Consider the following 14,408-nt stretch of genomic DNA (forward strand, 5'->3'; position numbering starts at 1 on the left):
TTGTCTCATCCTTCTTCTTTATTTTTTAAATCATCTACAACGGTATTTTTCCACAATGGCGTTTTCGTATAATAGGCTGCACGATTAATTAAATGTCCTGCAACTGGGGATGTCAGCAAAACAAAGATAATCCCGAGTATGACCCTTGTGTTTATATGTTCTTCGTGTATGCTGAAGTATAGAAAAACACCAAGCATAATGGAAATAATACCGAGAGTAGCTGCTTTTGAAGCAGCATGGTTACGTGTATACACATCAGGTAAGCGTAAAATACCGATTGATGAAATTAAGCTTAAAATGGATCCAAGGAGAATTAAAAAGCCAATAATCAATTTACTTATCACGATCATTTTCGATTATCTCTCCTTTCTCCAGGAATTTGGCAATAGCAACCGTTCCAATAAAAGCTAAAATACCGATTAGTAAAATAACGTCTAAAAAGGCGTTCGTTTTTAATACGACGGATATAATCGCTGTAATTCCAATTAAATTAATTCCTATCGCATCTAACGAAATCGCTCGATCTGGAATCGAGGGTCCTTTAATGAGCCGAATTATCAAAAGGAATGAAGAAATCGCAATCAATCCGAGTGAAATCACTAAGACGGTTTCAAACATTAGCGGCTCACCTCCTTGATTGCCCTTTCAAAGCTATTTTTAATATCATTCCGCGCTTGTTCGACATCATCAATATCCATTGCGTGAATATATAATGTTTTATTATCATCCGAAATATCGACAACAAGTGTACCAGGTGTTAATGTAATCAAATTGGCTAATAACGTAATTTCCCAATCTTTTTTAAGGGATGTTTCTAAAGCGAAAATACCAGGCTGCATATTTAATTTAGGCGATAGAATGACCTTTAATACAGAAATATTGGATAAAATAAGCTCTTTAAAAAAGATGAGCACAAGATTTATCACGGCCAATACATTACATAAGTAAAAACGCCTTGGAAAGAACCGTCTTAAGCCAAAAATGATTAATAGCCCAATCATGTATCCAACTAAAAAGCTTGATGTTGAATAACTATTATGCAAAAACATCCATATAAACGCGATAAAACTGTTTAACAAAATTTGAAATGCCATATGACCTACTCCTTTAATACGGCTTCAATATAAATTGATGGGTCAAGCAACGTCTCAGCTGCTTGGGATACATAAGGAGAGACCATTTCAATTCCAAATCCGTAAAGGATAGAAAGAGAAAGCAAAAAGGCGATGGGAAATAATAATCCTTTTGTTGACCCTTTTTCTTCTTCTTTCGATAATACTTGCTCTCTCCAGAAGCCGTTCATGAAGATTTTCATGACTGAATATAAAACGAGAAGACTAGAAAGTAACACAACCATGGCAATGACGTATTCTCCGTTTTGGAACCCACCTTGAATTATCTTTAATTTTCCTACAAACCCACTTAACGGTGGAACTCCTGCTAAAGCTGCTGCTGAAATAAAGAGCATCCAACCTAAAGAAGGATGGTTTTTGATGAGTCCGCCCATTTTACGTAAGTCACTCGTTCCAGTGATGACGATAATGGCCCCGACAATCAAGAATAACGTTCCTTTAATAAGCATGTCATGAATTAAATAATATACGGAACCCTCAATCCCTGCTTCATTAAACGATGCAACACCGAACAAAATGACGCCAACAGCTGTAATGATGTTGTAAATAATAATTTTACGAATATCTGAATACGCAATGGCCCCGATAACACCTGCTATAATGGTTAGTGCCGAAAGCCATGCAATGATTCCATGTGTAAATGTTGGGTCATGAACAAAGATTAGCGTAAATATTCTCGTAATGGAATACACACCAACCTTTGTTAATAGAGCTCCGAACAATGCGGTAATCGCAGATGGCGGAGCTTGATAAGAACCAGGCAACCAGAAGTATAAGGGGAAAATCGCTCCCTTTAAACCAAATACGATTAAGAATAATATTGAAATGACACTTAAAATCCCTGATTGACCAAACTCCGAAACACGAGCACTTAAGTCAGCCATATTTAATGTACCTGTAACGGCATATAAGAACGCTACAGAAATAACGAATAGAGCCGATGAAATAACATTCACTAAAATGTACTTGATCGATTCACGCAGTTGAATTTTCGTATTCCCATGAACGATTAAGAAATAAGAAGCCATCAGCATTACTTCAAAGAAAACAAATAGGTTGAAAATATCGCCTGTTAAAAATGCACCAGAGACACCTGTTAATAAAAACATGACCCCTGGATAAAAGAAATACCTTTCTCGTTCTAACTCAATGGAACGAAAAGCAAATAGTAAACAAGCAAAAACGATGATATTTGTCGTTAACACGAGAAGGCTTGAGTACATATCTGCAACTAATACGATACCAAAAGGAGCTTTCCAACTTCCAAGCTCTAATGTTTGAATTCCATTTTCATAAACACGCTGGACAAGTGCTATAGCGATCACGATCGTTACTAAAGATGCTAAACTGCTTATCCATTTTTGTACTTTTATTTGTTTAGTGAAAAAAACGAGCAAAATCCCGGTAATTAGCGGCAAAATTACTGGTAAAATGATAAAGTTATTCATTGCTGATCATTTCCCCTCAATTGTTCCATATCATCTGTTCCAAGTTCTTGATAAGAGCGATAAGCTAGTACTAAGAAAAACGATGTTACACCAAAGCTAATGACAATGGCTGTTAAAATAAGTGCCTGAGGCAGTGGATCGACATATGAAGCGGCTTTTTCACTTAATAGCGGAACCGTTCCTTGCTTTAATCCACCCATCGTTAAAATGAGCAGGTGAGCTCCATGGCTTAAAAGACCTGTGCCAATAATGATTCGTAATAAGCTTTTCGAAAGCATTAAATAGGTTGCAGCCATGAACAAAATACCAGCAACGATTGACATTAAAATTTCCATTATTCCGTCTCTCCAATCGTTTGAATAATGGTCATCGTAACTCCAATGACAACTAAGTAAACACCAAGGTCAAATAACACAGCGGTTGCGAGTTCCGTCTCTCCTAACACGGGTAAATGGAAATGACCAAATGTATGTGTTAAAAATGGAACACCGAATAAAAAGGAGCCAACACCTGTCATAACAGCAATTAGTAATCCTACAGCTGTCATTTTAAGATAATTGACAGGTAGTATGTTTTTGACCGTTTTCACATCGTATGCGATTAGAAGAAGGACGATGGCGGCGGAGGTCATAAGCCCTCCGATAAATCCTCCTCCTGGCGCATTATGTCCGGCAAAAAATAAATATAAGGAAAAAGTCATGATAATGAATACAACGATTTTCGTAATCGTTTGTAAAATGATATCATTTGTCTTTCTTCTATGTTTTTTCACCCTTCTTCCCTCCTTGAAAGGCGGAGCTTAATCATGCTGTAAATGGCTAATGCTGCAATTCCAAGTACGGTAATTTCAAACATCGTATCAAAACCGCGGAAGTCAACTAAGATGACGTTTACCATGTTTTTACCGCCACCAAGTTCGTAGCTGTTTTCGATGAAATATGAAGCAATCGTTTCTGACACACGTTCACTATGCGAAGAAATTGCGACTAACGTCACAATCGTACCGACGCCAAGTGAAATAATGAAATTGACGATGCGGAAACGAAGCCTCTTTTCTTTACGTTTTAATTCAGGTAAATGGTAGAATGCTAATAAAAATAGGGCAACAGATACCGTTTCAATAATCAATTGTGTCAAAGCTAAGTCAGGTGCCCGAAATAATACGAAAAAGAGCGATAAAGAATAGCCAACAGAACCTAACGCGATAATCGCAGTTAACCGAGATTTTGAAAATACCGTTGTTAAAGTTCCTGCAATCATGACAAGTGCTAATATAACCTCATATATACCAATGGAAGCACTATGGTCGGGATTAAACGAAAAAGCTTCTTGAATAGCCATGCTTGTCCCGACTAGTACAATCATGAAAGCAAAAATATACACTAAATAGTCGCGAATAAACCCTGTCATGTAAAAACGTGTGAAGCGACTCGATGTATCATCAAGAGTTGATAAAAACCTATCATACATCTTATTTAATGTAAGTTTTTCTGGTTGTAAGTTGTAAATTTTCTTCCATTTAGGTAAGGTTAAAAACAGAACTGTCCCTAATAAAATGACTCCTATTGTCATAAATAACTCAGGAGTAAACCCATGCCACATTTCAATATGAACATGGAAGTGGTCTTTATCTGTTAATAAGCTCGGAAGAACAGATGCCATAGCCGGTTCAATAAGCGTATAGGCTAATAAATCTGGGAAAAAGCCAAAAATCACAACAAGTGATGCTAATATAATGGGTGGAATAAGCATTCCAATCGGTGCTTCGTGTGGAACTTTTGGTAACTTTTCCTTTTGAAGCTTTCCAGTAAACGTTTTGAACACGAGAACCATGCTATATAAAAACGTAAACACACTGCCGGTCCAAGCAAGGATCGGTAATAATATTCCCCACGTATCTGCTCTGAATAAATCCATCTCTAACACTCGAATCATACTTGTAAAGAACATTTCTTTACTTAAAAATCCGTTAAATGGGGGTAACCCCGCCATTGAGAAAGCGCCAATGATGGCAATCGTAAACGTAATCGGCATTAAACTCATTAATCCACCAAGTTTTCGAATGTCACGCGTACCGGTTTCATGATCGATGATGCCGACGACCATAAATAAACTTCCTTTAAAAGTTGCATGGTTAATTAAATGGAAGATAGCTGCTAATGTTGCAACGGTGTAAAATTGTACGTTTTCAAAATGTAAAGACGCAGCCCCTACACCTAGTAACGACATAATCATCCCTAACTGGCTGACAGTGGAGAACGCTAAAATTGCTTTTAAATCGGTTTGTTTTACAGCGTTAAAGCTTCCCCAGAATAGTGTGAAAATTCCAAAAAGAGATACTGTCCAAAACCATTCAGCACTAAAAGCGAAGATCGGACTAAAACGAGCAACTAAATAAATACCTGCCTTAACCATTGTAGCGGAGTGTAAGTAAGCACTTACTGGAGTTGGTGCTTCCATCGCATCAGGTAACCAAATGTAGAAAGGAAACTGTGCAGATTTTGTAAATGCACCAAGCAAAATTAAAATCATAGCAAATAAGAAAAGATCATGTGACAAAATGGTATCAACATTTGCAATTGTCTCGCGAATGCTAAATGTTCCTGTCATTAAATAAAGGAGAATAAAACCTCCTAACATCGATAAGCCACCAAATACGGTAATCAGCATCGATTTTTGAGCCCCGTATATTGATTTTTCACGATGGTACCAATAACCAATTAATAGGAAAGAAGAAAAACTTGTTAATTCCCAAAACGTATAAAGAACGATTGTATTATCTGAGAGGACAACACCTAGCATCGCTCCCATAAACATCAAGAGATATACATAAAACGTATGTAACTGTTCTTTTTCTTTCGATAAATAATAAATAGAGTATAAAACGACAAGCGAGCCGATTCCGGTAATGAGTAAAGCGAATAATAAACCGAGTCCGTCGACATATGCAGTAAAATTAATTCCAAGTGAAGGAATCCATTCGACTGTACTTATCATCGTTTCTTGATGTTTCTGACTTAATAAAAGCTGTAAAAAGTAAAGAAAGAGAACAACAGGTAGTACCAATACAAACCAGCCTGTATGTATTTTGGGGATTTTTTTATAAACTAGCGGTATAAAAGTGGCAAATAAAAAAGGCGCTAGTATAGCCCAATGTAAAAGCGTCATGAATTTAACCTCCTAACATCCCTTTCCGACAAAATTCCACAAAATTCATTATAACCGATATTTTTCTCCATGTATAACATAGCAGCTACTTTAGTATTTACGATTACATTCGTGACTATGTTTTTAATTTGGAAGAAAAGATCCTACTTACTTTTCATTTCGAGTTCACATGACCATAAATATCGTATCAAATTTTCGTTCAAATGTATATTTTTTTTGTCAGAACTACATGATAGTAATGAGGTGGTTACATGACAAGAAAAGTCATAACGGCATGTTCAATATTTGGTATCATGTTTGGCTCTGCTTGGTATATGCATGAAAATACGAAACGTACGTATGTTGACAACGTCGATACGCCGATTATTTCAAATATGATCAAAACGGATACAAAAACCTCAAATCCAACATTAACACAACAAATAATCGAAACAGATATCTTTGAACGTTTTTCTCCACGGGAATATATTCGTGTTATGTCTCATTAATGCACAACGCTCCAATTATATCGATATACTCATTACTTAGTTGAGAAATGTCGACCCTGCTTTTTAAACGAGAGCCGGTGTTGATAACACTTTAGCAACTTAGAAAGAGAAAAAGAGCAGATTCAATGAATCGGCTCTTTTCGTTATATTCTCCTATAAAAAGATGTGGTGTACGTTGACCAAGATGGTGTTACGAATAACATAAGAGAAACAGGTGTTAAGATTACGATTGCGAGCATAATCATAAAAAGGAGTAATGAACCTGGTTGCATTTCTTTTTGAAGTGCGGTAGCGTAACTTGCAAAAAAGTTTTTCGCATGCTCGTTTTTGGAAATATTCGAAAGTGAGAGAAACTCTTCATTTTCATTATCCCAAATATGAAGTTCGGTCTTCGTAAAATAAATAAAACCGTCACGTTTTTCTTGAAATTCCACAAATGCGACTGTAAAATTCCCCTCATACTCTGTAACTTCTTCTCCGGATGTTTTGGAAATGGTTCCATTCATTGTTAAGGAATCAAGGACGGTAAACGATCCTTCATCATAATAAGAATTATTCAGTTGTAGATGGTTTTCTAGCGCTTGTACGAAGTTTGTCGACACCGAAGATGAAGCTGTGGTACTCATTGGTAGTACCACGAGTAAAAGAACCGTAACAACAATAAAGATATAACGCTTCATTTGAATCCCTCCGCTATATCTTTATGTTGCAACGTAAAAAGTTAGAACAAGTTATCCACTCTCATTCTCGTCTAAAAAGCGCCTCCGAAGCTGAGGTGTTAGCAAAAGACACATTTCTTGTTGTTTGAACCATTTTTTACGATTTTTTGCTATAAAGCTATAAATACAATCTCGAATTGGTTTCGGGATGATTGTAAAGACGACTGATAACTTCACAAATCCATTTAAATGCTTTGCAATACGCAGAACAGCCGTGGACTTTGTATAGACGTTTTGATTTTCAATAAGAACAATGGAGTTTATATAATTTTCGGGAAAATGGAATTGCTTCAATAAATCTTTTCCTATATTTGACTGTAATGAAGCAAAATGGAATTGTTTGTTCACATCGTGAGATAGAATATATTGAACGGATTGATTACAAAGAAGACAATCTCCATCGAACAAAATAATTGGGTTTCGCTCTTTCATCTTCACTCGTCCCTCATTTCAATTAATCTGCTCTCTCATTTTTATCTTATCAATATTTGGTGGACAATTAATAAGGGTTGAAAAACACTAATAAAAAAACTGTTTAATTTTTGGAAATATAAGATAATTATTCACTTGAAATGATATAATGGTAATAAAAACTAAATTTACCTGATATCCATTTAAACAGGAAGGAGGGGCCATTCTTTTGGTGGCTAAACACCAGCAAATTTTTATTGATTTTGAGTTTACGATGCCAGAAAGTAAGTCATCTCCTAAAGGTTTTTTTCCGGAAATTATTGAGGCGGGCTTCGTAATTGTTTCGTCAGGTACTGTTACTCAAACTTATTCATCTTTCGTAAAACCGACATTCTTTCCTTCATTAACAAATCGTTGTAAAAAATTTTTACAAATTACGCAGGAACAAGTCGATGATGGTATTTCATTTTCTGAACTTATTCATCATCTGCAGAAATCCGTCCAAACGAAAGAAACGACTGTTGTTACATGGGGCAATATGGATATGAAAGTTTTGCGCCATAATTGCCAAAAACATCGACTCGTATTTCCATTTCACCAAAAAGAACTTGACTTATCAATGGAGTATAAAAAATTTTTCGGTGATCGTAATCAAACTGGATTATGGAAAGCTGTTGAAGAGTATGGGAAAAAAGGGACCGGGAAGCATCACCGTGCGTTAGATGATGCGTTAACAACGTATAAAATTTTTCAACTAGTAGAAAAAGATAAAGAGTATTTATCAAAGCCAAAACCGACGACAATTGGTGACCGTATCGATTTATCAAAACTATTAGGAAAATTAGCAACTTAAAGGCCAACTACATTCTTTGTAGGTTGGCCTAAATTATTGATCCCACTCTTAACGGGCAGTAAGACCCCACCTCAAGATTCTGTAGTAAAGAAAAGAAGTTAGGCGGGGGACATTCAGTGGGGGTGAAAAAACCACTAAATGAAGTTCAATAGTATGCTTGTTCAAGCTTTTTTAAACATTGAAGAGACCTATTTGCCCATTCACTACCATCGTCATGAAGATCTTGTTTTAAAGTCATTAACGCTTGCTGTAATGATTTCTCATAATTTGGGATTTCTCCATCATATATTCGTACCATTTGTTTAGGGATGTTTGTTTGTTCTTGGAAGCTTAACGCTTTTCGTTCATGGAATAATGGTACGTCAACTTGCTTTGGATGATGCAAGTCCCCTTGTACCGGATGTTTGATAACAGCGAGAACTTTTACTAAATAATGTTGTGGACGAATATCTGTTATTTCTCCGATATATTTACCCGTTTTGTATATACCTGTAACAATATCTCCCTTTTGCAAATTCATTTTCTTCATTCCTTTCGAGTAAATGAGTTTTCTTCATTTTACCATACAGATAAATGGTCTTATGAATCATCTTGTTGACGTATATTTCTTCATGGAGTGTTCACGACATTTTAGCTAATATCTACTAATATCTGTTATAGTAAAAAAAGAGATGGAAAGAAAGGGTTGGTTATGATGATATTGCCTTTTATTGTCTATTTTCCACAAGACAAAAGTGAATATTTTGGGGCATTTTTGCAAATGATTCCGTTTATCGTCTTAGCATTCGTTGCAGTATGGTTTTTTAAACGAGTTTCGAAAAGGGAGCAGCAGGAAGCTGATGAATTAATGAAAAAAATCAAGGAACGTAAAGAGAAAGATTAAATGATGTATGCCCGCATAAAAACGCTCTGTTCAGTAAAAAATGGACATGTAACAACTTGGTTATACGGAGGTTTTTATGCGGATAAAAAAATGGATTTTATTCATTAGTGTAATGATGTTGACAGGTTGTACTGCGGACGATTTAACTAAATTATCTGTTGAAATGTTTAATCCTGAAGGTGACTCTCTAGGAACGATTGAAATAATGGAAGAAGCAGATGGTCTTGGCTTAACAGTTTTATTAGAAGGATTGCCACCAGGAGAACACGGTTTTCACATTCATGAAAAAGGTGAATGCACACCACCTGATTTTTCGTCGGCTGGCAACCATTTTAATCCTGACGAGAAGAAACACGGGTTATTACATCCAGAAGGTGCTCATGCAGGTGACTTACAAAATATTACGGCAGATGAAAATGGGATGGTTGACCATGAATTAAAAGCACCTAATCTTACCTTAAAAAAAGGAGAAAAAAATTCTCTGTTACAAAAGGATGGAACAGCTATTATTGTGACGGAAGGAAAAGATGACGGCATGTCTCAACCATCTGGAGACTCAGGAAAACGAATTGCATGTGGTGAAATCACAGAAGATGAGGCGAAACGAAAAGACAAGAATGAAGTGGAAAAAGAAGAAGACAAATAAAAAAAATGCGCTTGAAAAGCGTATTTTTTTTGAACAAAAATTCAAGAATTTTACACAGTTATTACCTGTATACAACTTTATTGCATATTTGCAATATGTCATATCAAAAGATGGTTCAAGGAGTGTCCTTACTTGATCGAAAATTCGAAAATTAAGTATTGCACAGCAAGAATAAATATGCTACCATGAGGACAACATCCAATGCAACCGATTGCACTAATTAAGCATAACTTGTTGATAAAATAAATAGTTGGTAGGGTGGCGTCATTTTTCTTCCAAATGTAAACGTTTTAATTTTTTTGGAACTATTTTCTACCTATATTTATTTTTTTACGCTTTTGTGCAAACGGTTTCTTAAAAAATCATATGGGGGAATCATTCAATGAAATCGAAAAAATTTCTTGTTACAGCCATGTCGTCTTTGGTGTTAGCAAGCACTGCACTATTCGGTTGTTCTTCAGTCGATTCAGAGAAAGAAAGCACTAAAGATCAAGTAACTCTTGATATTTTCCAGTTTAAAGTGGAATTTAAAGAGCAGTTTGAGGATGTCGCCAAAGTGTATGAAGAGAAAAATCCTGGCGTCGATATTAATATTACGACAGTAGGCGGCGGTGAAGATTACGGCGTTGCATTAAAGTCTAAGTTCGCATCGGGTGATGAGCCTGCAATATTTAATGTTGGCGGGCCTCAAGACGTGGCTGATTGGGAAGATAAGCTAGTAGACTTATCTGATACAGAAGCTTCAGCAAAAGCGCTTGAAGGAACGTTAGATGGCGTTACAAAAGATGGACAAGTATTAGGTGTTCCTTATAACCAAGAAGGGTATGGATTCATTTATAATAAATCAATTTTTAAAAAAGCTGGAATTAATCCAGAAGAGATTCAAACATTTGCAGATTTAGAAGCAGCTGTGAAAAGTTTGGACAAGCAAAAAGGTGATTTAGGACTTGATGCAGTATTTGCTTTCCCTGCAAAAGAAACATGGGTAACTGGGTTACATTTATCAAACGCGTTCATTGCACCAGAATTTAATTCTAACGTGATTGATGCATTTAATGCCTCTACCGTTGAGTTTAAGTACGGCGACGCATTCAAAAAAATAGTAGATTTACAAAATGCTTACTCCGTACAACCAACAGTAAGTTTAGACTATTCTCAACAAGTTGAAGAGTTATTCTCAACAGGTCGTGTAGCCATCATTCAACAAGGTAACTGGGTTTACAACTCGGTTGCTGACATTGATCCTGAATTAGCTGAAGATGGAATTGGAATTTTACCTCTTCCAATTGAAGGATTTAAAGAGGATTCGATCCCGGTTGGTATTCCAATGTACTGGACTGTGAACAAAAATAAAGACGAAAAAGTAATAGAAGAAGCGAAAAAGTTTCTAGACTGGTTATATACTTCTGACGAAGGAAAAGAGACAGTATTAAACGACTTTAAATTTATCCCTGCATATGATGGATACGACGCAGATAAAATCTCTGACCCACTATCAAAAGAAATCTATCAATATGCTCAAGAAGGTAAAACAATCGGATGGGTATTCATGGGTTATCCATCAGGGTGGGGAATGGATAAATTAGGCGTTAACATTCAAAAGTACGTAAGTGATGAAATGACTTGGGACGAATTAATTGATGAGTCTCGTAAGTCTTGGGAAGAAGCGCGTAATCAATAAGTTCCTAGGCAACAAAGTGGCATGGCATAGTGTGCCGCTTTGTTGTCTCCCATTTTCAGTTCAAGTTTTAGATTTAAACAAAAATAATAAACTTTAGTAAAAATAAGCATCCTTATCCGTGGTTTATTAGATTGTACGTATGTAATATTGGAGGCGTCTTTATATGCAAAAACGTAATGTTTGGTATTGGCTGTTTCTAGCACCCGTTCTTGTTGCATTAACAGTTGTCGTTATCATTCCGCTCGTTTACGGTTTGTTTTATTCCTTTACGAACTGGAACGGAATTCAAAGCTCTCAGTTTGTCGGCTTTGATCATTATATAAAGCTTTTTAAAGATGAAGAGTTTTTATATTCTCTTAAATTTACAACACTTTTTTCCATTGCGTCTGTATTCTTTATTAACTTTTTTGGGCTTTCGTTAGCTCTTATTGTGACACAAAAGCTGAAAACGAGTAAAATTTTGCGCACAGTCTTTTTTATGCCAAACTTAATAGGTGGATTAATTTTAGGATTTATTTGGCAGTTTATTTTTATTAAAGTTTTTGGAAGCGTTGGAGATATGATTGGAGCTGAAGGCTTAAAAGGTTGGTTATCGACAACGGAGACAGGTTTTTGGGGGCTTGTCATTTTAATGAGCTGGCAAATGGCTGGTTATATTATGGTCATTTACATTGCTTACTTGGAAAACATCCCACAAGAGTTATTAGAAGCAGCAGAAATTGACGGGGCAAACACGTTCCAACGATTCCGTCATATTACATTTCCGCTCGTTGCACCAGCTTTTACCGTTAGTATGTTTTTGACGTTATCGAACTCGTTTAAATTGTATGACCAAAACTTATCATTAACAGGTGGAGGGCCGTACAATTCAACGCAAATGGTGGCGATGGATATTTTTAAAACAGCTTTTGGCGAGAATCAAATGGCTTATGCTCAAGCAAAAGCAGTTGTATTCTTCCTGATTGTTGCAGCCATTTCCTTAACACAAGTGTATATAAACAAAAAGCGGGAGGTGGAGATGTAATGCGTAACAGTCAGAAGTGGATTGTCAGTATCATCGGTATTGTATTAGGACTCGTATGGATTGCACCGTTTTATTTAATGATTGTGAACTCATTTAAAACGAAAAGAGAAATCTTTACGGATACGTTACGCTTACCTGAAGTTTTTACATTTGAAAACTACGTAGAAGCATTCGAACGACTCGATTTCGTGCATACATTTTTTAATTCTCTCGTCATTACGGTTGTAAGTGTTGGAATTATCGTTATCTTTTCTTCGATGGCTGCGTATGCATTATCACGTCGAAAATCAAAAATGAGCTCTCTATTATTCTTTATATTTGTTGCAGCTATGCTTATTCCATTTCAATCCGTCATGATTCCGCTCGTATCGATCTTTGGGAAAATGGAGATGTTAAATCGAATTGGCCTCATCTTTATGTATTTAGGATTTGGAAGTAGCCTTTCCATCTTCCTTTACCATGGAACATTAAACGGAATTCCAAAATCATTAGATGAAGCAGCAACCATTGATGGAGCAAACCGGTTCCAAGTCTTTTGGTACGTCATTTTTCCCATGCTTAAACCGATTACAGTAACAGTGGCGATATTAAATACGATTTGGATTTGGAATGACTATTTATTGCCATCCCTCGTGATTAATAAAGAGGGCATGCACACAATTCCTTTAAAGATGTTCTTCTTCTTTGGAGAGTATACGAAACAATGGCATTTAGCATTAGCAGGATTAACAATCGCCATTATCCCTGTTATTATCGGTTACTTCTTTGCGCAAAAGCAAATTATTAAAGGGATTTCCGATGGTGCCGTTAAATAGGAGAAAATCTCATGTGATGATTATGCAGTACTTTTGAAAAATATTGAAAATGATGAACTAGTTATAAAGAAACAAAGTCGGCTATAAAGGAGTATATAAACAATGGTCACAATTAAAGATGTTGCAAAGATGGCGCAAGTTGCTCCTTCGACTGTTTCCCGTGTTATTGCGAATAGTCCGAGGATTAGTGAGAAAACGAAACGTAAAGTTCGGAAAGTGATGAAGGAAATGGGCTACCACCCGAACTTAAATGCCCGAAGTTTAGCAGTTAACACAACAGAAGCCATCGGGCTTGTCATGCCTAGTTCAGCTACGAAGTCTTTAAATAATCCATTTTTCCCAGAAGTGATTCAAGGGATTAGCTCTTATTGTCATCAAGAAGGGTATAGTATCACGATGACGACAGGAGAGTCAGACGATGAAATCTTTCAAGATGTAGTGAAAATGGTTCAAGGCAGACGTGTTGATGGGATTATTGTTCCGTATTCACGTGAGGACGACCGTGTTGTTCCTTATTTGTGTGAAAAAAAGATTCCTTGCGTATTAATTGGTAAGCCTTCTTTTGAACATATCGACATTACCTATGTTGATAATGACAATGTGAAGGCATCAAAAGAGATCACTCGCTATGTTATCAACTTAGGTCATATGAGAATTGCTTTCATCGGGGGATTTATGAAATATGCAGTAACAAAAGATCGGTTAGAAGGGTTTTGTTCTGCAGTACAAGAAGCGAACTTGACAATCCCAGGAGAATATAAAAAGCATTTTGCTTTTAATCGTGAAGAAGGAAAGAAAGCTGTTGAGGAATTAATGAGTTTAGCAAAACCCCCTACTGCTATTATAGTAGCAGACGACCTTGTCGCTTTAGGTGTATTAAGTGCATTAAGAGAAAAGGGGATATCTGTTCCGAATCAGGTGAGTGTTGTAAGTTTTAACAATACGCTTATTTCAGAACTAGCAAGCCCACCGCTTACAACAGTGGATGTGAACACGTATGAGTTAGGGTTTGAGGCAGCGAAATGTTTATTAGAACGAATTAAATTTCCTCACTTACTAAACAAAAACGTATGTATTCCAACAAATATTGTTATTCGTAAAACTTGTCAACGACTATGTCTAAGTAAGTGAGTAGGAGG

Annotated in this window: 18 protein-coding genes; 8 read left to right on the forward strand and 10 right to left on the reverse strand. The window is 36.3% G+C overall.

The features are described 5' to 3' along the window. Positions 1-5: 5 nt before the first annotated feature. The 7 genes from mnhG to MLD65_RS03505 form a co-directional block, all read right to left on the reverse strand. Positions 6-350 carry a monovalent cation/H(+) antiporter subunit G gene (gene mnhG, locus MLD65_RS03475; RefSeq protein ID WP_243290473.1) on the reverse strand — a complete coding sequence of 115 codons (345 nt, stop codon included), beginning with the start codon at positions 348-350 and terminating at the stop codon, positions 6-8. Then, a complete protein-coding gene (locus tag MLD65_RS03480) occupies positions 334-618 on the reverse strand; it encodes a Na(+)/H(+) antiporter subunit F1 (RefSeq protein ID WP_243290474.1) in 285 nt (94 codons plus the stop codon). Before MLD65_RS03480 ends, mnhG begins: the two co-directional genes overlap by 17 nt. Then, positions 618-1,094, reverse strand: a complete 477-nt coding sequence (locus MLD65_RS03485; RefSeq protein WP_243290475.1) for a Na+/H+ antiporter subunit E — start codon at positions 1,092-1,094, stop codon at positions 618-620. Before MLD65_RS03485 ends, MLD65_RS03480 begins: the two co-directional genes overlap by 1 nt. Before the next feature lie 5 nt (positions 1,095-1,099). Further along, complete coding sequence (locus MLD65_RS03490; protein WP_243290476.1) at positions 1,100-2,581, reverse strand: Na+/H+ antiporter subunit D; 1,482 nt, start codon at positions 2,579-2,581, stop codon at positions 1,100-1,102. After that, entirely contained in the window at positions 2,578-2,916 is a 339-nt protein-coding gene (locus MLD65_RS03495) for a Na(+)/H(+) antiporter subunit C (protein WP_243290477.1), read from the reverse strand. The genes MLD65_RS03490 and MLD65_RS03495 overlap by 4 nt, the downstream gene beginning before the upstream one ends. After that, positions 2,916-3,281, reverse strand: a complete 366-nt coding sequence (locus tag MLD65_RS03500; protein ID WP_243290528.1) for a Na(+)/H(+) antiporter subunit B — start codon at positions 3,279-3,281, stop codon at positions 2,916-2,918. Before MLD65_RS03500 ends, MLD65_RS03495 begins: the two co-directional genes overlap by 1 nt. Before the next feature lie 68 nt (positions 3,282-3,349). Beyond that, positions 3,350-5,749 (reverse strand): Na+/H+ antiporter subunit A, encoded by a 2,400-nt coding sequence (locus MLD65_RS03505; RefSeq protein WP_243290478.1) that lies wholly within the window; start codon positions 5,747-5,749, stop codon positions 3,350-3,352. A 251-nt stretch (positions 5,750-6,000) separates the two neighbouring features. On the opposite strand from MLD65_RS03505, the gene MLD65_RS03510 reads away from it, so the two are divergent. Beyond that, complete coding sequence (locus MLD65_RS03510) at positions 6,001-6,237, forward strand: hypothetical protein (RefSeq protein ID WP_243290479.1); 237 nt, start codon at positions 6,001-6,003, stop codon at positions 6,235-6,237. A 143-nt stretch (positions 6,238-6,380) separates the two neighbouring features. On the opposite strand, the gene MLD65_RS03515 is transcribed toward MLD65_RS03510, so the two are convergent. Both MLD65_RS03515 and MLD65_RS03520 read right to left on the reverse strand, forming a co-directional pair. Next, positions 6,381-6,917, reverse strand: coding sequence for a hypothetical protein (locus MLD65_RS03515; protein ID WP_243290480.1), 537 nt, complete (start codon positions 6,915-6,917; stop codon positions 6,381-6,383). A gap of 51 nt (positions 6,918-6,968) precedes the next feature. Then, complete coding sequence (locus MLD65_RS03520) at positions 6,969-7,388, reverse strand: thiol-disulfide oxidoreductase DCC family protein (RefSeq protein WP_243290481.1); 420 nt, start codon at positions 7,386-7,388, stop codon at positions 6,969-6,971. Between the two features lie 208 nt (positions 7,389-7,596). On the opposite strand from MLD65_RS03520, the gene kapD reads away from it, so the two are divergent. Continuing rightward, positions 7,597-8,220, forward strand: a complete 624-nt coding sequence (gene kapD, locus MLD65_RS03525; RefSeq protein ID WP_243290482.1) for a 3'-5' exonuclease KapD — start codon at positions 7,597-7,599, stop codon at positions 8,218-8,220. 145 nt (positions 8,221-8,365) lie between these two features. Here kapD and kapB read toward each other — a convergent pair whose 3' ends face one another. Next, positions 8,366-8,740 (reverse strand): kinase-associated lipoprotein KapB, encoded by a 375-nt coding sequence (kapB, locus tag MLD65_RS03530; protein WP_243290483.1) that lies wholly within the window; start codon positions 8,738-8,740, stop codon positions 8,366-8,368. A gap of 171 nt (positions 8,741-8,911) precedes the next feature. Between kapB and MLD65_RS03535 the strand changes: the two genes are divergently transcribed. The 6 genes from MLD65_RS03535 to MLD65_RS03560 all read left to right on the forward strand — a co-directional run bounded on the left by MLD65_RS03535 (position 8,912) and on the right by MLD65_RS03560 (position 14,400). After that, entirely contained in the window at positions 8,912-9,103 is a 192-nt protein-coding gene (locus tag MLD65_RS03535; protein ID WP_243290484.1) for a hypothetical protein, read from the forward strand. 76 nt (positions 9,104-9,179) lie between these two features. Then, entirely contained in the window at positions 9,180-9,749 is a 570-nt protein-coding gene (locus MLD65_RS03540; RefSeq protein ID WP_243290485.1) for a superoxide dismutase family protein, read from the forward strand. A 382-nt stretch (positions 9,750-10,131) separates the two neighbouring features. Continuing rightward, positions 10,132-11,430 carry an ABC transporter substrate-binding protein gene (locus tag MLD65_RS03545; RefSeq protein WP_243290486.1) on the forward strand — a complete coding sequence of 433 codons (1,299 nt, stop codon included), beginning with the start codon at positions 10,132-10,134 and terminating at the stop codon, positions 11,428-11,430. A 163-nt stretch (positions 11,431-11,593) separates the two neighbouring features. Then, positions 11,594-12,454, forward strand: a complete 861-nt coding sequence (locus MLD65_RS03550) for a carbohydrate ABC transporter permease (protein ID WP_243290487.1) — start codon at positions 11,594-11,596, stop codon at positions 12,452-12,454. Continuing rightward, positions 12,454-13,269: a carbohydrate ABC transporter permease gene (locus tag MLD65_RS03555; protein WP_243290488.1), complete on the forward strand. Its 816-nt coding sequence runs from the start codon at positions 12,454-12,456 to the stop codon at positions 13,267-13,269. The genes MLD65_RS03550 and MLD65_RS03555 overlap by 1 nt, the downstream gene beginning before the upstream one ends. A 102-nt stretch (positions 13,270-13,371) precedes the next feature. Continuing rightward, complete coding sequence (locus MLD65_RS03560; RefSeq protein ID WP_243290489.1) at positions 13,372-14,400, forward strand: LacI family DNA-binding transcriptional regulator; 1,029 nt, start codon at positions 13,372-13,374, stop codon at positions 14,398-14,400. Positions 14,401-14,408 lie beyond the last annotated feature (8 nt).

This window comes from Bacillus sp. FJAT-47783 (assembly GCF_022808615.1).
In the GTDB taxonomy this organism is placed as follows: domain Bacteria; phylum Bacillota; class Bacilli; order Bacillales; family Aeribacillaceae; genus Bacillus_BZ.

What these genes read in the sequence shown, in the direction of transcription:
- mnhG (WP_243290473.1), bottom strand. Translation starts at nt 350, where the DNA reads ATGATCGTGATAAGTAAATTGATTATTGGCTTTTTAATTCTCCTTGGA.
- MLD65_RS03480 (WP_243290474.1), bottom strand. Translation starts at nt 618, where the DNA reads ATGTTTGAAACCGTCTTAGTGATTTCACTCGGATTGATTGCGATTTCT.
- MLD65_RS03485 (WP_243290475.1), bottom strand. Translation starts at nt 1,094, where the DNA reads ATGGCATTTCAAATTTTGTTAAACAGTTTTATCGCGTTTATATGGATG.
- MLD65_RS03490 (WP_243290476.1), bottom strand. Translation starts at nt 2,581, where the DNA reads ATGAATAACTTTATCATTTTACCAGTAATTTTGCCGCTAATTACCGGG.
- MLD65_RS03495 (WP_243290477.1), bottom strand. Translation starts at nt 2,916, where the DNA reads ATGGAAATTTTAATGTCAATCGTTGCTGGTATTTTGTTCATGGCTGCA.
- MLD65_RS03500 (WP_243290528.1), bottom strand. Translation starts at nt 3,281, where the DNA reads ATGACTTTTTCCTTATATTTATTTTTTGCCGGACATAATGCGCCAGGA.
- MLD65_RS03505 (WP_243290478.1), bottom strand. Translation starts at nt 5,749, where the DNA reads ATGACGCTTTTACATTGGGCTATACTAGCGCCTTTTTTATTTGCCACT.
- MLD65_RS03510 (WP_243290479.1), top strand. Translation starts at nt 6,001, where the DNA reads ATGACAAGAAAAGTCATAACGGCATGTTCAATATTTGGTATCATGTTT.
- MLD65_RS03515 (WP_243290480.1), bottom strand. Translation starts at nt 6,917, where the DNA reads ATGAAGCGTTATATCTTTATTGTTGTTACGGTTCTTTTACTCGTGGTA.
- MLD65_RS03520 (WP_243290481.1), bottom strand. Translation starts at nt 7,388, where the DNA reads ATGAAAGAGCGAAACCCAATTATTTTGTTCGATGGAGATTGTCTTCTT.
- kapB (WP_243290483.1), bottom strand. Translation starts at nt 8,740, where the DNA reads ATGAATTTGCAAAAGGGAGATATTGTTACAGGTATATACAAAACGGGT.
- MLD65_RS03535 (WP_243290484.1), top strand. Translation starts at nt 8,912, where the DNA reads ATGATGATATTGCCTTTTATTGTCTATTTTCCACAAGACAAAAGTGAA.
- MLD65_RS03540 (WP_243290485.1), top strand. Translation starts at nt 9,180, where the DNA reads ATGCGGATAAAAAAATGGATTTTATTCATTAGTGTAATGATGTTGACA.
- MLD65_RS03545 (WP_243290486.1), top strand. Translation starts at nt 10,132, where the DNA reads ATGAAATCGAAAAAATTTCTTGTTACAGCCATGTCGTCTTTGGTGTTA.
- MLD65_RS03550 (WP_243290487.1), top strand. Translation starts at nt 11,594, where the DNA reads ATGCAAAAACGTAATGTTTGGTATTGGCTGTTTCTAGCACCCGTTCTT.
- MLD65_RS03555 (WP_243290488.1), top strand. Translation starts at nt 12,454, where the DNA reads ATGCGTAACAGTCAGAAGTGGATTGTCAGTATCATCGGTATTGTATTA.
- MLD65_RS03560 (WP_243290489.1), top strand. Translation starts at nt 13,372, where the DNA reads ATGGTCACAATTAAAGATGTTGCAAAGATGGCGCAAGTTGCTCCTTCG.